Source organism: Streptomyces tatrensis, assembly GCF_049310065.1.
Classification (GTDB): domain Bacteria; phylum Actinomycetota; class Actinomycetes; order Streptomycetales; family Streptomycetaceae; genus Streptomyces.
In genome coordinates this window covers 3131493-3154815 of sequence record NZ_JBMDLB010000011.1, presented here as the reverse complement: position 1 = coordinate 3154815, position 23323 = coordinate 3131493, and the positions used below count along the sequence as shown (strand labels likewise).

21 protein-coding genes are annotated in these 23323 nt (G+C 72.6%); 7 read left to right on the top strand and 14 right to left on the bottom strand.

Annotated elements, in window-relative coordinates:
- Window positions 1-194: 194 nt before the first annotated feature.
- Window positions 195-938, bottom strand: coding sequence for a carbon-nitrogen hydrolase family protein (locus tag ACODT5_RS30115; RefSeq protein ID WP_422522303.1), 744 nt, complete (start codon window positions 936-938; stop codon window positions 195-197).
- A 36-nt stretch (window positions 939-974) separates the two neighbouring features.
- Window positions 975-1550, bottom strand: a complete 576-nt coding sequence (locus ACODT5_RS30110) for a TetR/AcrR family transcriptional regulator (protein ID WP_422522302.1) — start codon at window positions 1548-1550, stop codon at window positions 975-977.
- Between the two features lie 170 nt (window positions 1551-1720).
- On the opposite strand from ACODT5_RS30110, the gene ACODT5_RS30105 reads away from it, so the two are divergent.
- On the top strand, window positions 1721-4180 hold the full coding sequence (locus ACODT5_RS30105; protein ID WP_422522301.1) for a beta-glucosidase family protein: 2460 nt from the start codon (window positions 1721-1723) through the stop codon (window positions 4178-4180).
- Between the two features lie 90 nt (window positions 4181-4270).
- Here ACODT5_RS30105 and ACODT5_RS30100 read toward each other — a convergent pair whose 3' ends face one another.
- Window positions 4271-5176 carry a GDSL-type esterase/lipase family protein gene (locus ACODT5_RS30100; RefSeq protein ID WP_422522300.1) on the bottom strand — a complete coding sequence of 302 codons (906 nt, stop codon included), beginning with the start codon at window positions 5174-5176 and terminating at the stop codon, window positions 4271-4273.
- A 250-nt stretch (window positions 5177-5426) separates the two neighbouring features.
- Here ACODT5_RS30100 and ACODT5_RS30095 point away from each other — a divergent pair, with 250 nt between their 5' ends.
- Window positions 5427-5921, top strand: coding sequence for a DUF3145 domain-containing protein (locus ACODT5_RS30095; RefSeq protein WP_267754836.1), 495 nt, complete (start codon window positions 5427-5429; stop codon window positions 5919-5921).
- 65 nt (window positions 5922-5986) lie between these two features.
- Here the strand turns inward: ACODT5_RS30095 and fabF are convergent, their stop codons facing one another.
- The 5 genes from fabF to ACODT5_RS30070 all read right to left on the bottom strand — a co-directional run bounded on the left by fabF (window position 5987) and on the right by ACODT5_RS30070 (window position 10914).
- Entirely contained in the window at window positions 5987-7264 is a 1278-nt protein-coding gene (fabF, locus tag ACODT5_RS30090) for a beta-ketoacyl-ACP synthase II (protein WP_422522299.1), read from the bottom strand.
- Window positions 7265-7340: 76 nt separating this feature from the next.
- A complete protein-coding gene (locus ACODT5_RS30085; RefSeq protein WP_243329395.1) occupies window positions 7341-7589 on the bottom strand; it encodes an acyl carrier protein in 249 nt (82 codons plus the stop codon).
- Window positions 7590-7650: 61 nt separating this feature from the next.
- Entirely contained in the window at window positions 7651-8655 is a 1005-nt protein-coding gene (locus ACODT5_RS30080; protein ID WP_422522298.1) for a ketoacyl-ACP synthase III, read from the bottom strand.
- 19 nt (window positions 8656-8674) lie between these two features.
- Entirely contained in the window at window positions 8675-9607 is a 933-nt protein-coding gene (locus tag ACODT5_RS30075; RefSeq protein WP_422522297.1) for an ACP S-malonyltransferase, read from the bottom strand.
- An 89-nt stretch (window positions 9608-9696) separates the two neighbouring features.
- Complete coding sequence (locus ACODT5_RS30070; RefSeq protein WP_389697222.1) at window positions 9697-10914, bottom strand: PucR family transcriptional regulator; 1218 nt, start codon at window positions 10912-10914, stop codon at window positions 9697-9699.
- A gap of 81 nt (window positions 10915-10995) precedes the next feature.
- Between ACODT5_RS30070 and ACODT5_RS30065 the strand changes: the two genes are divergently transcribed.
- Complete coding sequence (locus ACODT5_RS30065) at window positions 10996-11667, top strand: pirin family protein (RefSeq protein WP_422522296.1); 672 nt, start codon at window positions 10996-10998, stop codon at window positions 11665-11667.
- 50 nt (window positions 11668-11717) lie between these two features.
- Here ACODT5_RS30065 and ACODT5_RS30060 read toward each other — a convergent pair whose 3' ends face one another.
- Complete coding sequence (locus tag ACODT5_RS30060; protein ID WP_422522295.1) at window positions 11718-12545, bottom strand: serine hydrolase domain-containing protein; 828 nt, start codon at window positions 12543-12545, stop codon at window positions 11718-11720.
- Between the two features lie 51 nt (window positions 12546-12596).
- Between ACODT5_RS30060 and ACODT5_RS30055 the strand changes: the two genes are divergently transcribed.
- Both ACODT5_RS30055 and ACODT5_RS30050 read left to right on the top strand, forming a co-directional pair.
- Window positions 12597-13013, top strand: coding sequence for a MerR family transcriptional regulator (locus tag ACODT5_RS30055; protein WP_422522294.1), 417 nt, complete (start codon window positions 12597-12599; stop codon window positions 13011-13013).
- On the top strand, window positions 13010-14041 hold the full coding sequence (locus ACODT5_RS30050) for an aldo/keto reductase (protein ID WP_422522293.1): 1032 nt from the start codon (window positions 13010-13012) through the stop codon (window positions 14039-14041). The genes ACODT5_RS30055 and ACODT5_RS30050 overlap by 4 nt, the downstream gene beginning before the upstream one ends.
- 237 nt (window positions 14042-14278) lie before the next feature.
- Here the strand turns inward: ACODT5_RS30050 and ACODT5_RS30045 are convergent, their stop codons facing one another.
- The 3 genes from ACODT5_RS30045 to ACODT5_RS30035 all read right to left on the bottom strand — a co-directional run bounded on the left by ACODT5_RS30045 (window position 14279) and on the right by ACODT5_RS30035 (window position 17276).
- The gene (locus tag ACODT5_RS30045) at window positions 14279-15121 is read right to left on the bottom strand and encodes a DUF4429 domain-containing protein (protein WP_422522292.1); all 843 of its coding nucleotides are present in this window, start codon (window positions 15119-15121) and stop codon (window positions 14279-14281) included.
- A 73-nt stretch (window positions 15122-15194) separates the two neighbouring features.
- Window positions 15195-16334 (bottom strand): alpha/beta hydrolase, encoded by a 1140-nt coding sequence (locus ACODT5_RS30040; RefSeq protein ID WP_422525087.1) that lies wholly within the window; start codon window positions 16332-16334, stop codon window positions 15195-15197.
- Between the two features lie 282 nt (window positions 16335-16616).
- Window positions 16617-17276, bottom strand: coding sequence for a TetR family transcriptional regulator (locus tag ACODT5_RS30035; RefSeq protein ID WP_422525086.1), 660 nt, complete (start codon window positions 17274-17276; stop codon window positions 16617-16619).
- Window positions 17277-17367: 91 nt separating this feature from the next.
- On the opposite strand from ACODT5_RS30035, the gene ACODT5_RS30030 reads away from it, so the two are divergent.
- Window positions 17368-18984 carry an MFS transporter gene (locus ACODT5_RS30030; protein ID WP_422522291.1) on the top strand — a complete coding sequence of 539 codons (1617 nt, stop codon included), beginning with the start codon at window positions 17368-17370 and terminating at the stop codon, window positions 18982-18984.
- Between the two features lie 263 nt (window positions 18985-19247).
- Complete coding sequence (locus ACODT5_RS30025) at window positions 19248-19661, top strand: peptidase inhibitor family I36 protein (RefSeq protein ID WP_422522290.1); 414 nt, start codon at window positions 19248-19250, stop codon at window positions 19659-19661.
- Here the strand turns inward: ACODT5_RS30025 and ACODT5_RS30020 are convergent.
- The gene (locus ACODT5_RS30020; RefSeq protein WP_422522289.1) at window positions 19642-20499 is read right to left on the bottom strand and encodes a potassium channel family protein; all 858 of its coding nucleotides are present in this window, start codon (window positions 20497-20499) and stop codon (window positions 19642-19644) included. The two genes, ACODT5_RS30025 and ACODT5_RS30020, sit on opposite strands and share 20 nt — an antisense overlap.
- A gap of 71 nt (window positions 20500-20570) precedes the next feature.
- Entirely contained in the window at window positions 20571-23303 is a 2733-nt protein-coding gene (gene aceE / locus ACODT5_RS30015; RefSeq protein ID WP_422522288.1) for a pyruvate dehydrogenase (acetyl-transferring), homodimeric type, read from the bottom strand.
- Window positions 23304-23323 lie beyond the last annotated feature (20 nt).

The window sequence follows — 23323 nt, the reverse complement described above, 5'->3', positions numbered from 1 at the left end:
GGCGGACCATGTGGCGCCCTGTGGCCGGGCTGCCGCTACCCGCCCCCGCGGGTGCGGAGGCCGGGGGCCCGAGGGGCCGCCCAACGCCCCCGCGACCCCTTTCCCGGCCGGTCCGGGGCCTGTTTCCGTACGGGTTCCGGAGCCGCGCACTCCCGCACGCGACCCCGCCGGCGGGCGCGCCCCCGGGCGCCCCGTCAGGCCGTGGCCGGCGCCTCGGCCCGGACCTCCGCCGGCACCTCCGCCACGGCGATCGACGGCGTGTGCGCGTCCGCTTCGGCGAGCAGGGTCCCGCCCGGTGCCCATACGGCCGCGCCCCCGCAGCCCGTCCACGGCCCGGCGGGTCCGGTGTGGTTGGCGAGGGCCACGTACATCCCGAAGTCCCGGGCGATCCCCGGGTGGACCGACGCGCGCTCGGCGACGCCGTCGCCCGTGCCGTAGAGCGAGCTCGCCAGGTGGACCCGGCAGCCGGCCGCGGCGCCCGCGGCGGGCACGTCCGCGAAGTGGTTGTCGAAGCAGATGCCCAGGGAGAAGCGGATCCCGCCGAGCTCGAAGCGGCCCGGGACCGTCCCCGCGGCGAAGACCTCCTGCTCGTGCCGGAACAGGTGCTGCTTGGCGTACGTGGTCACGTGCGCGCCGTCCGCGTCGTGGACCAGGGTCGCGATGACGGGCCGCGGGCCGTCCGTGCGCAGCGCGACGTTGACGGCGGTGGCGATCCCCGTGGAGCGGACGGGGTCCAGCCGGGGATCCTCGGCGTCGGCCAGCCACAGGCCGGGGTCGGCGGCGAGCGCGGCCGGCTCGTAGCCGGTCAGGGTGAGCTCGGGGAACACCACCAGCCCGGCACCCTCCTCCCGGGCCCGGACGGCGAGTGCGGCCGCCCGTGCGGCGTTGGCGGACACGTCGGCGGGGGCGCAGCTCAGCTGCGCGGCAGCGATCTTCACCCGGCCCAGCATGCCAGCACCGAGGGACGACAGGCCCTAGTCCCGTGCCCCCTGGATCAGGTCCAGGAAGGCGCGGAAGGCGCCGGGCATGTCCACGGCTTCGGGGGCGAGCAGCCACTGGTACTGGAGGCCGTCCATCACCGCGGCCAGCAGCGGGGCCGCCTGCTCGGGGGTGAGGCCCGAGGGGAGCCGTTCGCCGAACTCCGCGCGCAGGACCGCCGCCATCGCGGAGCGCACCTGCGCGTACCGCTCGGCGAAGAACTCCCGCGCCGGGTGGCCGTCGGTGACGCTCTCGCCGAGCAGCGCCGAGAAGGTCTGCACGATGCCCGGGCGCATGGCGTTGTACTCCACCAGCGAGGCCAGCAGGTCCGGGCGCCAGGCGTCGGCCAGTGCGCGGGTGCCGCCGCCGGTGTCCCAGCGGTCGCGCTCCTCCAGGACCGCGACCAGCAGTGCCTCCTTGGTCGGGAAGTAGTGCAGCAGCCCCTGCTGGGTCAGGCCCACGCGCTCGGCGACCGTGCCCAGGGCCGCGGCCCGGTAGCCGCGCTCGGCGATCACTTCGAGGGCCGCGCGGACGATCTCCGCACGCCGTTCCTCGCTCCTGGCCCTGACCATCGCCCCGCCACCCTTCCGTTCACACCTGCCAGCAGGACCGTACGGCATGAAGAGATTACGAACAGATTACGAACCCTACCGCTCTACAGGTAACGGGTCCACCATGGGGTCACCGCACAGCGCCGCACCGCACAGCACCGCGCAGCGCACCCCGCACTCAACGAGGAGGCATGGCCGTGACCGATGCCGATCAGGTCCGCAACGACGCCGTAGAGACGGCCCTGGGCAAGCTGGACCTCGACACCAAGGCCCGCCTGCTGGCCGGCCAGGACATGTGGTCCCTGCCCGCCGTCCCCGAGATCGGGCTGAAGTCCCTGGTCATGTCCGACGGCCCCATCGGGGTGCGCGGCGTGCGCTGGACCGCCGACGACCCGTCGATCGCCCTGCCCTCCCCGACCGCGCTCGCCGCCGCGTGGGACCCCGAGCTCGCCCGCCGGGCCGGCCGCCTCCTGGCCCAGGAGGCCCGCCGCAAGGGCGTCCACGTGCTCCTCGCGCCCACCGTCAACCTGCACCGCTCCCCGCTCGGCGGCCGGCACTTCGAGTGCTACTCCGAGGACCCGTACCTCACCGGCGCGGTCGGCAGCGGCTACGTGAACGGCGTCCAGGACGGCGGCGTCGGCACCACCGTCAAGCACTTCGTCGGCAACGACGCCGAGACCGAGCGCTTCACCGTCGACAGCGTCATCGCCCCGCGCCCGCTGCGCGAGCTGTACCTGGCCCCCTTCGAGGCCATCGTCGCCAACGCCCACCCGTGGGGCATCATGACCGCCTACAACCGGGTCAACGGCACGACCATGACCGAGCACCGCTACCTCGTGAACGAGGTGCTGCGCGGCGAGTGGGGCTTCGACGGCTACAACGTCTCCGACTGGATGGCCGCCCGCTCCACCACCGGCGACATCCTCGGCGGCATGGACGTGGCCATGCCCGGACCCGTCACCGTCTACGGAGCTCCGCTCGCCGAGGCCGTCCGCGCCGGCGAGGTCCCCGAGTCCGCCGTCGACGACGCCGTCCGCAACGTCCTGCGCCTCGCGGCCCGCGTCGGCATCCTGGAGGGCGCCCCCGCCGCGGTCGGCGAGGTCCCGGCCCCCATCGACGGCCAGGCGCTGGCCCGCGAGCTGGCCGCCCGCGGCTTCGTCCTCGTACGCAACGAGCCCGTCGCCGACGGGACGCCCGTGCTCCCGCTCGGCACCGCCCCCGGCCGCACCGTCGCCCTCAGCGGCGCCGCCGCCCGCGACGCCCGCGTCCTCGGCGGCGGCAGCGCCACCGTCTTCCCGGAGCGGATCGTCTCCCCGCTGGACGGACTCACCGAGGCCCTGCCCGACGGGGCGCTGACCTTCACCGTCGGCGCCGACCCCAGCGACGAACTGACCCCCGCCGACAAGGGCTTCGAGCTCCGCGCGGTCTGCCGCGACGCCTCCGGCGCCGTCATCGGGACCGGCTCCCTGCCCACCGGCCAGGTCCAGTGGATCGGCGACGACCTGCCCGAGGGCGTCACGTACGACACGATGGCGAGCATCGAGGTCACCGGCACGTTCGTACCGCGCGAGAGCGGCGAGCACGCCTTCGGCACCCGCGGACTCGGCGCCTTCACCCTCGCCGTCGGCGGTGAGACCCGCTTCGACGGGGTCCAGCCGATGGGCGACGAGGCCGACCCCTTCGAGGCGTTCTTCGGCGCTCCCCAGGTGCGGACCCGCCTCGCCCTCACCGAGGGCGAAGCCGTCGAGGTCTCGCTGACCTACCAGGTCCCCGACATGACGACCCTGCCGCTCAAGGCGATCATGTTCTCCTTCCTCCACCTCGGCCCGCAGCGCTCCCCCGACGAGCTCATCGCCGAGGCCGTGGAGGCCGCGCGCGCCGCCGACACGGCCGTCGTGGTCGTCGCCACCACCGAGCGGGTGGAGTCCGAGGGCTTCGACCGGGGGGACCTGGCCCTCCCGGGCCGCCAGAACGACCTGGTGCGCGCCGTCGCAGCGGTCAACCCGAACACCGTGGTCATCGTCAACGCGGGCTCCCCGGTGGAACTCCCGTGGCGCGACGAGGTCGCCGCCGTCCTGCTGACCTGGTTCCCCGGGCAGGAGGGCGGGGCCGCGCTGGCCGACGTACTGCTCGGCGAGGCCGAGCCGGGCGGGCGGCTGCCCACCACCTGGCCCGCCGAGTTCGCCGACGCGCCCGTCACCGAAGTCGTCCCCACCGAGGGGCGCCTGGAGTACACCGAGGGGCTCTTCATCGGCTACCGGGCCTACGAGAAGCACGGGATCGCCCCGGCCTACCCCTTCGGTCACGGCCTCGGCTACACGGACTGGGCCTACGAGTCCCTGGAGGTCACCCCCGCGCTGGCCACGGTCCGCGTCACCAACACCGGCACCCGGCCGGGCCGCGAGACCGTACAGGTCTACCTGGCGCCCGTCGCCGACAGCGTGGAGCGCCCGGCGAGCTGGCTCGCGGGCTTCGCGAGCGTGACCGCCGGACCCGGCGAGAGCGTCGAGGTGGAGATCCCCCTGCCGGAGCGCGCCTTCGAGATCTGGGACCAGACCTCCCGCTCCTGGCAGCGGATCGGCGGAGGCTACGAGGTCCGCGCGAGCCGCTCGCACGGCGACACGCGGCTGACGGCGGCCCTCGACCTGTAATGGCCGGAAATCACCCCTCTCGGGGTGATTGAAAGAGCTGGACCGGGGGTGGGCCCTGACACCCGCCCCCGGTCCGATCCACCTGTCGCGTCAACGCGGAGGCTCCGCGGAGGTCACCTGTCGGTGCGCCAGTTCCGCGAGCCGCGCCTGCCCGTCCTTGCCCGGGTGGAACCAGTCCCAGCGGCTCAACTGATCCGCCGAGAAGGGGTACTGGAACACCGCGCCGCCGTCGTAGCGGCACAGCCGGTCCTTCGCGCAGACCTGGCGCAGCACCTCGTTGTACTCGACCACGCGCGCCCGCACCTGCTCCCGCCGGGCCGTCGCACCGGCGGTCGCCGAGGTGGGATCGGCGAGCATCGACTGACAGATGCCCAGCTTCCAGATCCGGCGCACCATCGGGTCGTCCTTGCCCTGCTTCCACAGCCGCTGGAGGTCCGGGACGCTGGAGACGTACACCTGCGAGGACGGCGAGGCCGCCCGCAGTCCGGCCAGCGCGGTCTCGAAGCCGGAGCGGAAGGCGGCCACCGGAGTCATCGACGAAGCCGAGGGCCGGCAGGCGTCGTTCGAGCCCACCATCACCGTGACCAGGCCCGGCTTGTGCCCGGCCGCCGAGGCGAGCTGCCCCGGCAGGTCCGCCATCCGGGAGCCGGTCACCGCGTAGTTCCAGCTGCGCGCGGTCACCTCGGCCTCGCCGAGCAGCCGGGCCGCCAGCGAACGCACCTCGGGGTCGTCACCGGTGGCCCAGGAGGCCTCCGGACAGTCGGCCAGCACCGAACAGGCGTCGAAGCCGCGCGTGATGGAGTCGCCCACGGCGGCGACCGAGGCCGGCGCGGTGTTCCACCGGGGGGCCGCCTGCGCCCCGCGCTCGCCCCCGGCCTTCGCCCCGTCCGCCGAACACCCGGTCAGCGCACCCGCCGCCAGGAGCAGCGCGGCGGCCGCCGCGCCCGCGCCCGCGGAGGTCCGACGCGCGCGGCGGCGTGGGGCGGTGGTGCGCATGCGGAAGGTCCCTCCTCGTCGCCCCCGCGTCATTCGGCGGCGTCCTGCTGAGTGAATGCTCTGTGTTTACGGGGCTCGGAGCGACCGTACGTCACACCATGACCCCCGGCGCACGGTAGCTTTTTCCCGTGGCGTTTCGGCCGCAAGTCCCGCAACGCAATGTCAAATAATTTCCGTTACATTACATCACGTCACATACTGTCCGTTTTCTGGAGTTTATTCCCGACCTCGTCCCACACTGGAGGTCCCGGTGACGACACGTGGAGTCCTGTACGTGCACTCCGCACCGCGCGCGCTCTGCCCGCACGTGGAATGGGCTGTTGCGGGGGTGCTCGGGGTGCGGGTGAACCTCGACTGGATCCGTCAGCCCGCCTCCCCGGGCACCTGGAGAGCCGAGTTCTCCTGGCAGGCCGAGGCGGGCACCGCCTCGAAACTCGCCTCCGCACTGCGCGGCTGGCACCTGCTCCGCTTCGAAGTGACCGCGGAACCCTGTCCGACCGCCGAGGGCGAGCGCTACAGCTCCACTCCGCAACTGGGCATCTTCCACGCCGTCACCGGCATGCACGGCGACATCCTGATCCCCGAGGACCGGCTGCGCGCCGCCCTCGCCCGGTCCGCGCACGGCGAGACGGACCTGGAAGCGGAGATCGCCAAACTGCTCGGCAAGCCCTGGGACGACGAGCTCGAACCCTTCCGCTACGCGGGCGAGGGCGCCCCGGTGCGCTGGCTCCACCAGGTGGTCTGAAGCCCGGACATGCCGAAGGCCCGCCCGGGATTCCCGGGCGGGCCTTCTACGCGTCAGCGGCCGGCTCAGACAGTCCTGAAGGCCAGCGAGACGTTGTGGCCGCCGAAGCCGAAGGAGTTGTTGATCGCGGAGATCGGGCCCTCCGCCGGGAGCTTGCGGGGCTCGTCGCGCACGATGTCCGCGTCGATGTCGTCGTCCATGTCGTCGAGGTTGATCGTCGGCGGGGCGAGGCGGTGGTACAGCGCCAGCACCGTCGCGACGGTCTCGATGCCGCCGGCGCCGCCGAGGAGGTGACCGGTCATCGACTTGGTCGCCGAGATCGCGATGTGGTCCAGGTCGTCGCCCAGCACCTTGCGCAGGGCCTTCAGCTCGGCCGTGTCCCCCTGCGGGGTGGACGTGGCGTGCGCGTTCACGTGGACCAGCTCGGCCGGGTCCAGACCCGTGTTGTCGAGCAGGTTCCGCAGGGCGGCCGACACGCCGCGGCCGGTGGGCTCCGGCTGCGCGATGTGGTGGCTGTCCGCGGACAGGCCCTGGCCCAGCACCTCGCAGTAGACCCGGGCGCCGCGCGCGGCGGCGTGCTCGGCGGACTCCAGGACCACGACGCCGGCGCCCTCGCCGAGGACGAAGCCGTCGCGGGCCTTGTCGTACGGACGCGAGGCCGTGGTCGGGTTCTCGTTGTTCTTGGACATCGCCATCATGTTGGCGAACGCCGCGATCGGCAGCGGGTGGATGGCCGCCTCGGTACCGCCGGCGACGACCACGTCGGCACGGCCGGTGCGGATCATCTCGACGGCGTAGCCGATGGCCTCGGCGCCGGAGGCGCAGGCGCTGACCGGAGTGTGCACACCCGCGCGGGCGTTGACCTCCAGGCCGACGTTGGCCGACGGGCCGTTGGGCATGAGCATGGGGACGGTGTGCGGGGAGACCCGGCGCACGCCCTTTTCCTTCAGTACGTCGTACTGGTCGAGCAGGGTGGTCACGCCGCCGATGCCGGAGGCGATGACGGTGCCCAGGCGCTCGGGCGCGATGGAAGCGCCCGTCGTCGTCTCTGCGCCCGCCGGGTCGGTGTAACCGGCGTCGGCCCACGCCTCGCGGGCCGCGATGATCGCGAACTGGGCCGAGCGGTCCAGCTTGCGGGCCAGCGGCCGGGGAAGGACCTCGCTCGGGTCCACGGCGATGGTGGCGGCGATGCGGACCGGGAGTTCGGCGTAGCGCTCGCCCTCGAGGGGCTTTACGCCGGAACGGCCGGCAAGCAGACCTTCCCAGGTCGAAGCGCTGTCGCCACCCAGCGGAGTGGTTGCGCCGATACCGGTGACGACCACGGTGCGATTGGTCGGGCTCACAGGAATTCTTTCTCCACGTTTCAGGGGGTGAATTGTCACGGCGCCACCGCCAGGTGGCGACAAACGCTCGTCAGGCTCAGGCCTGGTGCTTGAGGATGTAGCTCGCGGCGTCGCCGACGGTCTTGAGACCCTTGACGTCCTCGTCCGGGATCTTCACCTCGAAGCGCTCTTCGGCGGCGACGACGACCTCGACCATGGACAGCGAGTCGACGTCCAGGTCGTCGGTGAAGGACTTCTCGAGCTGGACGTCCTCGGTCGGGATGCCGGCGATCTCGTTGACGATCTCCGCGAGACCTTCGACGATTTCTTCCTGGGTGAAGGCCATGTTGGCGCTCCTTCTATAGCTAGCTGGGGTCAAACGGAGCCCGGGATGTGGATCCCGGGCCCTAGGGGAGGGTAACGACCGTGGCGGCGTAGACGAGCCCCGCCCCGAAGCCGATGACGAGCGCGGTGTCGCCGCTCTTCGCCGCTCCGGTCGCCAGGAGCCGCTCCATTGCGAGCGGGATCGAGGCGGCCGAGGTGTTGCCGGTGGTTTCGACGTCACGGGCGACCGTGACGTGTTCCGGCAGCTTCAGAGTCTTCACCATCGAGTCGATGATCCGCATGTTCGCCTGGTGCGGAATGAAGACGTCCAGGTCATCGGCGGTGATCCCGGCTGCGTCGAGCGCCTGCTGGGCCACCTTGGCCATCTCGAAGACGGCCCAGCGGAAGACCGCCTGGCCCTCTTGCGTGATGGCCGGAAACTTCTCGCCGCCGTCCTTGCCGAGGTACTCGTCCCACGGCACGGTCTGCTTGATGGTCTCGGACTTGTCGCCCTCCGAACCCCACACCGTGGGGCCGATGGCCGGCTCGTCCGAGGGGCCGACGACCACGGCGCCCGCGCCGTCACCGAAGAGGAAGGCCGTCGCGCGGTCCTCCAGGTCGGTCAGGTCCGAGAGCCGCTCCACGCCGATGACGAGGACGTACTCCGCGGAACCCTCGACGACGAGGCCCTTGGCCAGGGTCAGGCCGTAGCCGAACCCGGCGCAGCCCGCGGAGATGTCGAAGGCGGCGGGCTTGCCCGCGCCGATGCGGTGCGCGATCTCGGTCGCCACGGCCGGGGTCTGCTTGAAGTGCGACACCGTCGAGACGATCACGGCGCCGATCTTCTCCGGAGCGATCCCGGCGGCGGCCAGGGCCTTGCCCGAGGCCTCCACCGACATCGCGGCGACGGTCTCCTGCGGGGAGGCCCAGTGCCGCGTCGCGATACCGGAACGGGAGCGGATCCACTCGTCGGAGGAGTCGATGGTTTCGAGGATGACCTCGTTCGGCACCACACGGATCGGGCGGTAGCCGCCGACGCCGAGGATGCGGGCGTACGGGGAGCCCTTGGCAGGCTTGATCTTCGTCATGCTGAGTGGGCTCCTTCTCTCAGACCGCGTGCTCGGAGACGAGCGCCGCGGCCTTTTCGAGATCGTCCGGGGTCTTCAGGGCCACGCTCGGTACGCCCTTCAGCGCGCGCTTGGCCAGACCCGTCAGGGTGCCACCGGGGGACAGTTCCACGATCCCGGTGACGCCCAGTGCGGCGAACGTCTCCATGCACAGGTCCCAGCGGACCGGGTTGGCCACCTGGCCCACCAGCCGGGCGACGACATCGGCGCCCGTGGTCACGACCTGACCGTCCTTGTTCGAAACGTACGTCAGCGCCGGGTCGGCCGGGGAGAGGGCCGCCGCGGCCTTCTCCAGGCCGGCGACCGCCGGAGCCATGTGGTGCGTGTGGAAGGCGCCCGCGACCTTGAGGGCGACGACCTTCAGGGAACCCTCGGGCTTCTCGGCCTCCAGGGCCGCGATCTGCTCCATGGTCCCCGCGGCGACGATCTGACCCGCGCCGTTGACGTTCGCCGGAGTCAGACCCAGCTTCTCCAGGTGCGCCACGACCACGTCCGTGTCCCCGCCGAGGACGGCGGCCATGCCCGTCGCGGTGATCCCCGCGGCTTCGGCCATGGCGAGCCCGCGCGTGCGTACGAAGGACAGCGCGTCCGTGTCGGACAGGACCCCGGCGTACGCGGCGGCGGTGATCTCGCCGACGCTGTGGCCCGCCACGGCGCCGAAGGCGGTGGGGCCGACCGCGGGGACGGCGGTGAGTTCGGCCGCGGCGAGCAGGCCGGCGGCCACCAGCAGGGGCTGTGCGACGGCCGTGTCACGGATCTCGTCCGCGTCGGCCTTCGTGCCGTAGTGGGCAAGGTCGAGCCCGATGGCGTCCGACCAGCCGGCGACGCGGTCAGCGGCGCCGGGCAGTTCGAGCCAGGGAGTCAGGAAGCCGGGCGTCTGTGCGCCTTGGCCGGGAGCGACGAGTACGAGCACCCTCACACTCTCTCTTGTGTTCGGTCCGCGCCGCCCGTGGGGACAGGGACGAAGAACCATCGGGGTAATTGTTGATGTCCGACAAAAGCTTAGGACTGAGGATCGCCGTCGGCCAGACGCCCGAGGATCAAAGCGATCCTCAGCGTGAACGCGGAGCGGACATCGGAGGGCGACCAGCCGGTGACGTCTGTCACACGTCGGAGCCGGTAGCGCACGGTGTTGGGGTGCACGAACAGCATCCGGGCCGCACCTTCGAGGCTGCTCGCCTGCTCCAGATAGACGCTCAGAGTCTCCAGCAGCGCCGACCCGGCCTCTTCGAGCGGTCTGTAGATCTCCTCCACCAACTGCTCGCGGGCCGAAGGGTCGGAGGCGATCGCGCGTTCGGGCAGGAGATCATCCGCGAGGACCGGCCTCGGCGCGTCCTGCCACGCCGTACAGGCCTTGAGCCCGGCCGCGGCCGCCTGCGCCGATTTCGTGGCGTTCAGCAGGTCCGGGACCACCGGTCCGGCGACCACCGCACCCGCCGCGAACGGCCCGATCAGCGACTTCGCCACCTGCATCGGATTGTCGCTGCCACCCGCGATGACCACGAGCCGGTCGCCCAGCACCCCCGTGAGCACCTGCAGCTTGTGGTGGCGGGCGGCCCGCCGGATCGCCTCGACCGTCAGCTCGCTGTCGCCCTCCGGAGCCGTGCCCAGCACCACGCACACGTGCTCGGGGGAGTTCCAGCCGAGCGCCGCGGCCCGCGACAGCGCGCCCTCGTCGGCCTCCCCGGACAGCACCGCGTTGACCACCAGGGACTCCAGGCGGGCGTCCCAGGCGCCACGGGCCTCGGCGGCCTGGGCGTAGACCTGGGCGGTCGCGAAGGCGATCTCCCGGGCGTACACGAGCAGGGCCTCGCGCAGGATCGACTCGTCGCCGGGCGCCGCGACCTCGTCGATCGCGGTCTCCATGACCTCGATCGTGGTGCGCACCATCTCGACGGTCTGGCGCAGGGTGATGGCCCGCGTCAGCTCGCGCGGAGCCGTCCCGAACACATCGGTGGAGATCGCCTGCGGGGTCTCGGGATGCCGGAACCACTCGGTGAACGCGGCGATGCCGGCCTGGGCGACCAGGCCGATCCAGGACCGGTTCTCCGGCGGCATCGCCCGGTACCACGACAGCGTCTCGTCCATGCGCGCGATGGCGTTCGCGGCGAGCCGGCCGGAGGACTTCTCCAGCCGTCGCAGCGTCGCGGCGTGCGGATGGGGCGGAGCCGGATGCGCGGGGTGGACCGCGGGTGAATGCTCACGTTCGGGTTGGGGCACGTGACAAGACTGCCTTATCGGGGCCGCTGCGCGGAGTCCGGTCCCGTCCCGGGCCGTGCTCCGCGGGCTACGGTGGCCTCCATGATTGATGTACGCCGAGGCTCCGACCGCTACGAGGGCGGGGAAGCCCGGGCCGGGATCACCACCCGGCACGCCTTCTCCTTCGGCCCGCACTACGACCCCGACAACCTGCGGTTCGGCCCGGTCATGGCGTGCAACGAGGAGAGCCTCGCCCCCGGCGCGGGCTTCGACGAGCACCCGCACAGCCACACCGAGATCGTGACCTGGGTGGCCGAGGGCGAGCTCACCCACCAGGACGCCACGGGCGCCGCCACCCTGGTGCGGCCCGGTGACGTACAGCACCTCGGCGCGGCGTCCGGGACCCGGCACGTGGAACGCAACGACGGCCCCGTGCCGCTGCGCTTCGTCCAGATGTGGCTGGCGCCGGCCGATCCGGCCGGGGAGCCCTCGTACACGCTGGTCAGGGGCATCGCCGACAGCACGCCCTACGCCGTGCCCGCGGCCGGGGCCGTCCTGCACGTACGGCGTCCGGGTGCGGGCGAGCGGATCGCCGTACCGGCCGCCGGCCGGGTCTACCTGCACGTCGTACGGGGAGACCTGTGGCTGGACGGCGCGGCCGCCGGGGGCGCGGACGAGCTCGGCCCCGGGGACTCGGCGCGGATCACCGGCGAGGGGGAGCTGGAGCTGGTCGCCGGATCCCCGGCCGAGGTGCTGATCTGGGAGTTTGCGTAGGCGGGGTCCCGCAGGCGGCCCCGTACGCGGGTGGTTCCGTACGCAGCGCCTCAGCGGGTCCTGAGCTCCGCGAGGACCGCGTCGGTGAACGGGGGCCAGGCCTCCACGGCCCACGGGCCGAAGGCGCGGTCCGTCAGCGCCACGCAGGCGGCGCGGGCGTCCGGGTCCACCCACAGGAAGGTCCCGGACTGCCCGAAGTGGCCGAAGGTGCGCGGCGAGGAGCCGGCGCCCGTCCAGTGCGGGGCCTTCCCGCCGCGGATCTCCAGACCGAGCCCCCAGTCGTTGGGGGACTGGTGGCCGTAGCCGGGCAGGACGCCCTTGAGCCCCGGGTGGACCACGGAGGTGGCCTCGGCGACGGTGCGCACGTCCAGCAGCCGGGGCTGCTGCAGCTCGGCGGCGAAGCGCAGGAGGTCGGAGACGGTGGAGACGCCGTCCTTGGCGGGAGAGCCCTCCAGGCTGCTCGACGCCATGCCCAGCGGCTCGAACACGGCCTCGGCCAGGTACGCGGCGAAGGGGATGCCGGTGGCCTTCGCGATGTGGTCGCCGAGCTCCTCGAAACCGGCGTTCGAGTACAGCCGGCGCTGCCCGGGAGGGGCCGTCACGCGGTGCTCGTCGAAGGCCAGCCCGCTGGTGTGGGCGAGCAGGTGGCGCACGGTGGAACCCTCGGGCCCGGCCGGCTCGTCCAGCTCGATCGCGCCCTCCTCGTAGGCGACGAGGGCGGCGTAGGCGGCGAGCGGCTTGGTGACGGAGGCCAGCGGGAAGCGGTGGTCCACCGGGCCGTGGGAGCCGAGCACGGTCCCGTCGGCGTCGACCACGGCCGCGGCGGCGGTCGGGACCGGCCAGTTCTCGATGTTGCGCAGACTCTGCAAGCTCTCCATGCGGCCGAGGGTACTTGCTTGGAGTGCACTCCAAGGATTTAGCGTGGGGCCATGAGCCCGACCCGGAGCCCCCTGCAGACGCGGACGCGGTACACGATCAGCGAGGTCGAGGCCCGGACCGGGCTGACCCAGCACACCTTGCGCTGGTACGAGCGGATCGGCCTCATGCCGCACGTGGACCGCTCCCACTCGGGGCAGCGCCGGTTCACCGACAAGGACCTCGACTGGCTGGGCTTCGTCGGCAAGTTGCGCACCACCGGAATGTCCGTGGCGGACATGGTCCGGTACGCCGAACTCGTCCGCGAGGGCCCGCACACCGCCGCCGACCGGCGCGAGCTGCTGGAGCGCACGCGCGAGGAGGTGCGCACGCGGATCACGGAACTGACCGACGCGCTCGCGGTCCTGGACTACAAGATCGACACGTATGCGATGTGCACCACCGTCGCGGGAGAGGAAGACCGGACATGACCGACAACACCGCCGGGATCGAGCAGGTCGAGCAGGTCGAACTGGGCAAGGGCGGCCCGCTGGTGGGCGTCCAGGGGCTCGGCTGCATGGGCATGAGCGAGTTCTACGGGGACACGGACGAGGCGGCCGCCCGGCAGACCCTGGACGCGGCGCTGGCCGCCGGGGTCACCCTCTTCGACACCGCCGACGTCTACGGGCGGGGCGCCAACGAGGAGTTCCTCGCGCCGTTCGTGGCCGCGCACCGCGACCGGATCACCCTCGCCACGAAGTTCGCCATAGAGCGGACGGACGACCCGCACTACCGGGGGATCCGCAACGACCGCGCGTACGTCCGCGGCGCGGTCGAGGACAGCCTGCGCAGGCTGGGCACCGAGGTGATCGACCTCTACTACATGCACCGGCGCGATCCGGCCGTTCCGTTCGCCGAGTCGGTGGGCGCGATGGCGGAGTTGGTGCAGGAGGGCAAGGTGCGCCACCTGGGGCTCAGCGAGGTGACCGGGGCGGAGCTGCGCGAGGCGCACGCGGTGCACCCGATCGCGGCGCTCCAGTCGGAGTGGTCGCTGTTCAGCCGGGACGTGGAGCGCAGCGCGGTGGGCGCGGCGGCGGAGCTGGGCGTGGCCCTGGTGCCGTACTCCCCGCTCGGCCGAGGCTTCCTGACCGGGGCCTTCGCGGACGCGTCGGCGGACCTGACGGCCGGTGACTTCCGGCGCCACCAGCCCCGGTTCACGGGTGACAACGCGCGGACGAACGGCGCGCTGCTGGCGCCGGTACGGGAGATCGCGGCGGCCCGCGGGGCCACGCCGGCCCAGATCGCCCTGGCGTGGGTGCACCAGCGGGCGGCGGTGCACGGCCTGACGGTCGTTCCGATCCCGGGCACCCGCAAGCCGACCCGCCTCGCGGAGAACGTGGCGGCGACCCGCATCGCCCTGACGGCCGAGGAACTGTCCCTCCTGGACCCGATCGCATCCCACGTGGCCGGCGACCGCTACCCGGACATGAGCGCGACCTCGGCGGCGCGCGAGGTCTGACCGGGTGCGGCGCCGCTGCCGGGGGCCAGCCCCCGGACCCCCGCGCCTCAAACGCCGGCGGGGCTGGATTTTGCCTGGTCGGGGCTGGATTGCCCGCAGGGCAATTCCAGCCCCGCCGGCGTTTGAGGCGCGGGGGTCCGGGGCGGAGCCCCAGGGGGTCCGGGGCGCAGCCCCGGGGAACGGAGGAAGGGCGGGTCGGGGACGGCCCCGCAGGGCCGCGCCGAGCCCCCCGCGGGGTCAGGCCCCGGCCGTGAAGCGGTCCCGCAGCGCCAGGTACTCCGCATCCGTGAGGAGCCCCGCACTGTGCAGCTCGGCGAGATGCTGAATCCGCTCCCAGGACCGCGGCCCCGGCACCCCCGCGCCGGAGGCGACGACCGCCCGTGCCCGCAGAGCCGCAAGCACCGAAGCCGCGAACGGCAGCGACTCGTGCACGGCCCCGTACCCCACGCCGAAGACGGCGGAGGCCAGATCGTGGTCGGCCCGGGGATCACCGGCGCCCTCGCGGGGCAATAGCCGCAGGTGCCCGCCGGAGCGTTCCGGGGAGTGCCAGACCAGCCCGGCCAGGGCGGTCAGCGGATACCGCTGGTCGCCCGCCTTCCACTTGGTGCTGGTGGCCCCGGTGCGCGACCAGTGGAAGGTGACGGCGCCGCCGTCGAAGGCGAGCCGGGCGTCGTACGCCTTCAGCGTGGCCGGGGGCTCCGGTACGGAGACGAGGAACCGCTCGGCCGGCCCGGCCGGCCCCAGCCGCTCGCGCAGGGCCTCGGCGAAGGCCTCGGCCCGGCCGGCCGCGCCACCACCCGGCGCCACCAGCCGGTACGGATCGCAGGCTTCTCTCAACTGTCCCGCCGCGGCCTCCATCAGGGGGTCCGCTCCCACCCGCACGCGGGCGTGCAGCACCACCGTGTCCCGCCGTCCCACGGTCAGGCCCACCCCGGACAGCGCTTCGAGGGGAATCCGGCGTTCCCCCAGGGCGTGCCAGAGTCTGGGCGTTCTCATCCCCCGTGCGAAGCGGATGATGAGCGAGTTCGTGGTGCGGTCGAACTCCCAGACGGCATGGTTTCCGGCCAGTACGTCACCCATGCGGCACATCGTAAAGGGACGCACCCCCGTGCGTCCCCCCGCTGTGAGGTCCGATTTCGGGTCGGCCGAGCGGTCAGGGACCGTCCGTCCCGGATGTTCCGCGTCGGCACGTGTCGTCCCCGGCGGCGCACACCGTGGAACCGAACGCACCGGTTCCGATTTTGGCGAAGTTGTCCAGGGATTCGGTCCCTGGCTCGAAGTAGCCGGTGTGGCTCTTGGCGCCGGCCGCCGACAGGACCCGTGCGCCGAACTCCCCGGACACCGGATCCGCGCCGTGGCCCAGGCCCCCGAACTCCAGGTGGGGCACGTCGGCGATCCAGTCACCGGCGTCCCGCATCGCCCACACCCGCGCCGAGGTGCCCAGCTCACCGGCGTTCTCGGCGCGCATTCCGGGGCTGCCGGCCACCACGATGTCCGTGACCCGCTGCGGCAGTTCGTGCGCGGCGACCCCGCACACCACCGAGCCGTAGCTGTGGCAGAACAGCGCCACGCTCGCCCGTCCGGGCAGCGCGGAGGTCAGCGAGCGCAGCCGGGCCGCGCCGTCCACGGCCATCCGCCCGGTCGCCGCGTCCATGCCGACTCCGGTCGGGGCCGTGTAGCCGGCCCAGGCGATGACCGCGGTCCGGCTGCCCGGGGCGGCCGCGCGCTCGGCCTCGTAGAGGGATTCCGCCATGCCGACGGGGGAGGTCAGCCGGCGCATCGTGCGCTCGAAGGTGAGCGCGTCGGTGTCGACCCCGGGGACGACCACCGAGATCCGGCGGGCCTCGCCGAGGTCGCCGAACACCTCGGCCGCGAGGCCGCCGCCGGTGGGGTCGAAGACGAGGATCTGCCGGCCGGGCTCGGCGAGGGACTCGAAGCGGTGGGCGCGCCGGGCCGCGGTGGCGCGGTCGGCGGGGGCCAGCGTGGTGTCGTGTGCGCGGGTGTCCTCGACCCGCGCGGCCTGCTGCAGGGCCATCCGGTTGGCCCGGTAGCGGACCCCGGGCGGCGCGCCGTCGAGATTGCCGACCACCAGCGGGTGGCCCTCGGTGAGCCGCGCGCGCTGGGCGCCGTCGAGGCGTGCGAAGAACCGTGCCACCACGGACGACGGGGCGTCGGCGGCGGGCAGGGCCCGGCCGTCGAAGCGCGATCCGGCCCAGGCGGTGAGCGCGGCCTCGCGCGGGGACGCCCCGTTCGCGGTCCGGTAGACGGCGGTCCAGCCCGTGGTCGTGAGCATCAGGAAGACCACCGCCAGCGCGAGCAGGGCGCGCAGGGCGGCCGGGCGCGCGGGGGCGTCGGCGGAGTGGGCGTGGGCGGGGCCGGGCAGGTTCACTGCGCCCAGCCTAGGAGACCTCGGCGGCTGCCTGCGCGCCGGGTGACGGGAGTCACCGCCGACCGTGGGACGGCCCGCCGGCGGGTGCGCCCGTACGGGACCCGCGTGCGCGGGCGTGCGCATCCGTACGGGATCTTCGCCAGGCCGGGAGGCGACCGCGGCGAGGCCGGGAGGCGACCGCGCCGGTCAGGCGGGCCGGCGCCAGTCGGCGGCCAGTGCGGGGCCGATCTGGTCGAGGTAGACCTCGGTCATCCGCCGGATGGTGGCCACGCTGATGTCCTCGCCCTGTCCCCAGAGCCGGCCGGTGACGCGCATCACGCCCGTGAAGGCGGCGACGGCCACCCGCGGGCGCGGGTCGGCGTCCACGTCCAGGCCCTCGCGCTCGGCTATCAGCCGGGCGATCTGCTCCTCCAGGTCGGTGGAGCGGCGCAGGTGCACGGCGAGCAGGGCCGGGGTGGACTCGATCAGCCGGTAGCTGCGCATGTACAGGTCGATGGGGACCAGGTCCGAAATGGCCTCGTCGACGGTGTCCCAGGCGTCGAGCACGGCCGAGCGCATGGCCTCGAAGGGGCCCTCGGCGGGCGGGCGGGAGCGCAGCGCCGCGACGAAGTGCGATTCGACCAGGTCCTGGACGGCGAAGGCGACCTCTTCCTTGTTGGCGAAGTACCGGAAGAAGGTGCGCTGGGAGACGTCCACGGCGTCGGTGATCTCGTCGACGGTCGTCTCCTCGTACCCCTGGGCGATGAAGAGGAGGAGGGCCGCGCGCAGCAGGGCGTCGCGCGTGCGCTGTTTCTTGCGCTCGCGCAGTCCGGCGGCCGGTGCGGGCGCGGGCCGCTGATCGGTCATCACGGCGGTCAGGGTACCTGTGACGGACCTGACAGTGACTGTCTGACGAACCGGCCTGTGAAGTGTCAGTCGCTGTCACTAACCTGTCCGCATGACTAGTCAGACCACCGTCGACGGCGGGGACGCACTCTCGCTCAGCAAGGAACCGGCCCCCTCGCCGGTCCGTACGGGCCTCCGGGGCCATCCGTGGCTCACCCTGTTCGCCGTCGCCATCGGCGTCATGATGGTCACCCTCGACGGCACGATCGTCGCCGTCGCCAACCCGGCCATCCAGAAGGACCTCGGCGCCTCGCTCGCCGACGTCCAGTGGATCACCAACGGCTACCTGCTCGCCCTCGCGGTCTCCCCCATCACCGCGGGCAAGCTCGGCGACCGCTTCGGCCACCGCCAGACCTTCCTCATAGGCATCGCCGGTTTCGCCGTCTCCTCGGCGGCCATCGGCCTGGCCGGCGGGGTCGAGCTCGTCATCGGCTTCCGCGTCGCGCAGGGCGTCTTCGGGGCGCTGCTGATGCCCGCCGCGCTGGGCCTGCTGCGCGCCACCTTCCCTGCCGAGAAGCTCAACATGGCCATCGGCATCTGGGGCATGGTCATCGGCGCCTCGACCGCCGCCGGGCCGATCGTCGGCGGCCTGCTCGTGGAGAACGTGAGCTGGCAGTCGGTCTTCTTCATCAACGTGCCCGTCGGCATCCTCGCGCTCGCCTTCGGCCTGTTCATCCTGGTCGACCACCGGGCCGAGAACGCCCCGCGCTCCTTCGACGTCGTGGGCATCCTGCTGCTGTCGGCCGGGATGTTCTCGCTGATCTGGGCGCTGATCAAGGCCTCCGAATGGGGCTGGGGCGACACCAACACGCTGACCTTCCTCGGCGGGTCCGTCCTGTGCTTCGTGGCCTTCGCCCTCTGGGAGAACTCCGTCTCCGAGCCGCTGATCCCGCTCGGGATGTTCCGCTCGCTGCCGCTGTCCGCGGGCACGGTCCTGATGGTCCTGATGGCCTTCGCCTTCATGGGCGGGCTGTTCTTCGTCACCTTCTACCTGCAGAACGTCCACGGCATGAGCCCCGTCGACAGCGGCCTGCACCTGCTGCCGCTGACCGGGATGATGATCGTCGGATCGCCGCTGGCCGGCATCGCCATCACCAAGGTCGGCCCGCGGCTGCCGCTCGTCGCGGGCATGGTCGCCACCGCCGTCGCCTGCTTCGGGATGGCCCAGCTGACCCCGGGCACCTCCACCCTCACCATGTCGCTCTGGTTCGCCCTGATGGGCCTCGGGCTCGCACCCGTCATGGTCGGCGCCACCGAGGTCATCGTCGGCAACGCCCCGCTGGAGCTCTCGGGCGTGGCCGGCGGGCTCCAGCAGGCCGCCATGCAGGTCGGCGGCAGCCTGGGCACCGCCGTGCTCGGCGCGGTCATGGCCAGCAAGGTCGGCAGCGTCTTCGAGGACAACTGGGCCGGCGCCGGGCTGCCGCCGCTCACCCCGGAGCAGGCGGACCTCGCGGAGAAGGGCATCCAGGTCGGCATCGCGCCGATCCCGCCGGACGCGCCGGAGCAGCTCGCGGCGGCCATCACGGGGGTCGCCAACGACACGTTCGTGTCAGGGATGAGCACCGCCTTCACCGTGGCCGGCGTGGTCGCGGTGCTCGCCGCGGTCGTCGCCGGCTTCACGAAGCGCGGCGAGAACGCGGAGGCGGGCGCGGGCGCCGCCCACATCTAGCCCCGCCCCGGCGGCCCGGCCGTGCACAGGGTCCCGCTGGCTCTGTGTCGCCGGCCGCGCGGCCGTGGCGGTCGGGAAGGCCCCGGAGGCGTCAACTCCGGGGCCCTGGCAGCCCCGCCGGACGGTTCCGGCGGGGCTGTCGCCTATCAGGGTGGACCCGCTCGCGGCCCCTTCCGCCGAGACGTCCGCGCAGGTCAGCGTGGTGCCGACGGAGCCTTCGGAAACGGTCCGGGGCCCGTACGTCCACCAGGAGTTGACCCGTCATGCGTACGTGGAGCACGACTTTCGTATCGGCCGCCGTCCTCGCCGCCACCCTGCTGATCCCGGGCACCGCCGGCTCCGCGCACGCCGCGGGCAACGGACCGGGGAAGGGGAGGGCCGCCGGGCCGCCCGCGCTCGGGGCCTGCGCCACCGGGCAGCTGTGCCTGTGGGCGAAGCCGGAGTTCAAGGGCGCCCGCACGACCCACGAGCTGAGCACCCTCGACATCAACAGCTGCACCGCGCTGCCCGCCGGGACCACCGCCCAGTCCCTCACCAACCGGACCGGCCGCCCGGTCACCACCTACCAGTCGGCCGAATGCGCCGAGACCGGAGAGTTCCAGACCTATCCGGGCGACGGGGTGTGGCTGCCCCAATCGCCCTACCAGGTCAGGGCGTTCAAGGTGTGGGAGCGCTGACGGCGCCGCCGCCGCCCGCCTGGACCGGCCCGCCCTGGGCGCCGATGCCCGCGCCCGGGCCGGGCTCCCGGGCAGGCACCGGGGCCTGCGGGAGCCCGCCGGCCCCGGCGGGAGCCGCCCCGCCGAGCCGGGCGACCTCGGCGCGCAGCGCCCGTACCTCCGCCGCCAGTTCGGAGATCGCCGCCGTCTGGGCGCGCTCCACCCGGTCGTCGCGTTCGAAGCGGGAGATGAACCAGGCCGCGATGTTGGCGGTCACCACACCCAGCAGCGCGATCCCGGACAGCATCAGCCCCACCGCCAGCAGCCGGCCGAGCCCGGTGGTGGGGGAGTGGTCCCCGTACCCGACCGTCGTCATCGTGGTCACCGACCACCACAGGGCGTCCCCGAGGTTCTTGATGTTGCCGTCGGGGGCGTCCCGCTCCACGCTCAGCACCGCGAGCGAGCCGAACATCAGCAGCCCGACCACCGAGCCCGCCACGTACGTGGTGAGCCGGATCTGCGGGGCCATCCGCGCCCGCCGGCCCACCAGCATCAGGGTGGAGACCACGCGCAGCAGCCGCAGCGGCTGGATCATCGGCAGCACCACCGCGATCAGGTCCAGCCAGTGGGTCCGTACGAAGGCCCTCTTCGACTGCGCCAGGCCCAGCCGGACCAGGTAGTCGGCGGCGAAGGCGGCCCACACCACCCACTCGGCGTGCTTGCAGGCGCTGTGGACGGCCGGGCTCGCGTCGGGCAGGACGATGGGCACCGCGTAGGCCACGGCGAAACCCAGGGCGAGCACGAGCAGCGGGGTCTGCGTCCGGCGTTCCCACCGCGCCTGGGGAGAGGGTTGCTTCATGGGGAGCATCGTAAGGAACGCGTAAGGGCGCCGGGACAGGTGTCCCGGCGCCCCTCACGCAAAGGCGACTGCTACGCGTCGCCGCCCGCCGCGCCCGGGTCGGCCGCCCGGACGTCCAGCAGCTGGTACCGGTCGATCGCCTGCTTCAGCGCCGAGCGGTCGATCTTGCCTTCCTTGGCCAGCTCGGTCAGCACCGAGAGGACCACCGACTGCGCGTCGATGTGGAAGAAGCGCCGGGCCGCGCCCCGCGTGTCCGCGAAGCCGAAGCCGTCCGCGCCCAGCGAGGTGTACCTGCCCGGCACCCAGCGCGAAATCTGGTCCGGAACCGCCCGCATCCAGTCGGAGACCGCCACGAACGGACCCTCCGCGCCGGACAGCTTGCTCGTCACGTACGGGACGCGCTGCTCCTCCTCCGGGTGGAGCAGGTTGTGCTCCTCCACGGCGACGGCCTCGCGGCGCAGCTCGTTCCAGGAGGTCGCCGACCAGACGTCCGCCCTGACGTTCCACTCGGCGGCCAGGATCCGCTGCGCCTCCAGCGCCCACGGCACCGCCACGCCCGAGGCCATGATCTGCGCCCCGACGGCTCCCGAGGTGCCCTCGGAGATCCGGTGGATGCCCTTGAGGATCCCGTCGACGTCCACGTCGGCCGGCTCGGCCGGGTGCTGGATGGGCTCGTTGTAGACCGTCAGGTAGTAGAAGACGTCCTCGGCGTCGGGGCCGTACATGCGCCGCAGACCGTCCTTGACGATGTGCGCGATCTCGTACCCGTACGCCGGGTCGTACGCCACGCAGCCCGGGTTCGTCGAGGCCAGCAGCTGGGAGTGGCCGTCGGCGTGCTGCAGGCCCTCACCCGTCAGGGTGGTCCGGCCGGCGGTCGCGCCGAGGACGAAGCCGCGCGCCAGCTGGTCCGCCATCTGCCAGAACTGGTCACCCGTGCGCTGGAAACCGAACATCGAGTAGAAGACGTAGACCGGGATCAGCGGCTCGCCGTGCGTCGCGTACGCCGAACCCGCGGCGATCAGCGAGGCCGTGCAGCCCGCCTCCGAGATGCCGTCGTGCAGCATCTGGCCGGTCGGCGACTCCTTGTACGCGAGCAGCAGGTCGCGGTCGACCGCCTCGTACTGCTGGCCCAGCGGGTTGTAGATCTTGGCGCTCGGGAAGAACGCGTCCATGCCGAAGGTGCGGTACTCGTCGGGGGCGATCAGCACGAAGCGCCTGCCGATCTCCTTGTCCCGCATCAGGTCCTTCAGGATGCGGACGAAGGCCATCGTGGTGGCGATCGACTGCTGCCCCGAACCCTTCTTGGCGGCCGCGTACGTGGCGTCGCCCGGCAGCTGGAGCGGCTTCGCGCGCACCACGCGGGTCGGCACGTAGCCGCCGAGCGCGCTGCGGCGGTCGTGCATGTACTGGATCTCGGGGGAGTTGCGGCCCGGGTGGTAGTACGGCGGCGCGCCGTCCTCCAGCTGGGCGTCCGTGATCGGGATGTGCAGACGGTCGCGGAAGCGCTTGAGGTCGTCGGCCGTCAGCTTCTTCATCTGGTGGGTCGCGTTGCGGCCCTCGAAGTTCGGGCCCAGGGTCCAGCCCTTGACCGTCTGCGCGAGGATCACCGTCGGCTGGCCCTTGTGGGCCTTGGCCGCCGCGTACGCCGCGTAGACCTTCTTGTGGTCGTGGCCGCCGCGTCCCAGGTGCTGGATCTGCTGGTCGGTCATGTTCTCGACCATCGCGCGCAGCCGGTGGTCGCCGCCGAAGAAGTGGTCGCGGATGTACGCGCCGGACTCGGTGGCGTACGTCTGGAACTGCCCGTCCGGGGTGGTGTTCATCTTGTTGACCAGGATGCCGTCGCGGTCCTGCGCCAGCAGCGGGTCCCAGGAGCGGTCCCAGATCAGCTTGATGACGTTCCAGCCGGCGCCGCGGAACTGCGACTCCAGCTCCTGCATGATCTTGCCGTTGCCGCGGACCGGGCCGTCGAGGCGCTGCAGGTTGCAGTTGACGACGAAGGTCAGGTTGTCGAGGTGCTCGCGGGCCGCGATGGACAGCTGGCCGAGCGACTCCGGCTCGTCCATCTCGCCGTCGCCGAGATACGCCCAAACGTGTGACTTGGAGGTGTCCGCGATCCCACGGGCCTGCATGTACCGGTTCATCCGCGCCTGGTAGATCGCCCCGAGCGGGCCGAGGCCCATCGAGACGGTCGGGAACTCCCAGAAGTCCGGCATGAGCCGCGGGTGCGGGTAGCTGGAGAGGCCGTACGGGGCCTTCGACTTCTCCTGGCGGAACGCGTCGAGCTGCTGCTCGGAGAGCCGGTCCAGGAGGTAGGCGCGGGCGTAGATGCCGGGCGAGGCGTGGCCCTGGAAGAAGATCTGGTCGCCGCCGTCGCCCTCGTCCTTGCCCCGGAAGAAGTGGTTGAAGCCCACGTCGTAGAGGGAGGCGGAGGAGGCGAAGGTGGCGATGTGACCGCCGACGCCGATCCCCGGGCGCTGGGCGCGCGAGACCATGACGGCCGCGTTCCACCGGGTGGCGTTGAGGACCTTGCGCTCGATCTCCTCGTTGCCGGGGAAGAAGGGCTCGTCCTTGGTGGCGATCGTGTTGACGTAGTCCGTGGAGCGCATCTCGGGCACGGCCACGCGCTTCTCGCGGGCCCGCTCCATCAGCCGCAGCATCAGGTAGCGGGCGCGCTCACGGCCCCGCTCGTCGACCGCGGCGTCCAGGGAGTCGAGCCACTCCTGCGTCTCTTCCGGATCGAAGTCCGGTACCTGACTCGGCAGGCCACCAATGATGATCGGATTGCGATCGGATGCGGAAGCCACGCTGTTCCTTCGCTGTCGGG

Coding starts and splice junctions, on each gene's coding strand:
- ACODT5_RS30035 (WP_422525086.1), bottom strand. CDS start 17,276: ATGACCGATCAGCGGCCCGCGCCCGCACCGGCCGCCGGACTGCGCGAG.
- ACODT5_RS30045 (WP_422522292.1), bottom strand. CDS start 15,121: ATGGGTGACGTACTGGCCGGAAACCATGCCGTCTGGGAGTTCGACCGC.
- ACODT5_RS30080 (WP_422522298.1), bottom strand. CDS start 8,655: ATGACGAAGATCAAGCCTGCCAAGGGCTCCCCGTACGCCCGCATCCTC.
- ACODT5_RS30020 (WP_422522289.1), bottom strand. CDS start 20,499: ATGAAGCAACCCTCTCCCCAGGCGCGGTGGGAACGCCGGACGCAGACC.
- ACODT5_RS30085 (WP_243329395.1), bottom strand. CDS start 7,589: ATGGCCTTCACCCAGGAAGAAATCGTCGAAGGTCTCGCGGAGATCGTC.
- ACODT5_RS30050 (WP_422522293.1), top strand. CDS start 13,010: ATGACCGACAACACCGCCGGGATCGAGCAGGTCGAGCAGGTCGAACTG.
- ACODT5_RS30110 (WP_422522302.1), bottom strand. CDS start 1,550: ATGGTCAGGGCCAGGAGCGAGGAACGGCGTGCGGAGATCGTCCGCGCG.
- ACODT5_RS30100 (WP_422522300.1), bottom strand. CDS start 5,176: ATGCGCACCACCGCCCCACGCCGCCGCGCGCGTCGGACCTCCGCGGGC.
- ACODT5_RS30025 (WP_422522290.1), top strand. CDS start 19,248: ATGCGTACGTGGAGCACGACTTTCGTATCGGCCGCCGTCCTCGCCGCC.
- ACODT5_RS30065 (WP_422522296.1), top strand. CDS start 10,996: ATGATTGATGTACGCCGAGGCTCCGACCGCTACGAGGGCGGGGAAGCC.
- ACODT5_RS30060 (WP_422522295.1), bottom strand. CDS start 12,545: ATGGAGAGCTTGCAGAGTCTGCGCAACATCGAGAACTGGCCGGTCCCG.
- ACODT5_RS30040 (WP_422525087.1), bottom strand. CDS start 16,334: ATGCTCACGACCACGGGCTGGACCGCCGTCTACCGGACCGCGAACGGG.
- ACODT5_RS30055 (WP_422522294.1), top strand. CDS start 12,597: ATGAGCCCGACCCGGAGCCCCCTGCAGACGCGGACGCGGTACACGATC.
- ACODT5_RS30030 (WP_422522291.1), top strand. CDS start 17,368: ATGACTAGTCAGACCACCGTCGACGGCGGGGACGCACTCTCGCTCAGC.
- ACODT5_RS30105 (WP_422522301.1), top strand. CDS start 1,721: ATGGCCGTGACCGATGCCGATCAGGTCCGCAACGACGCCGTAGAGACG.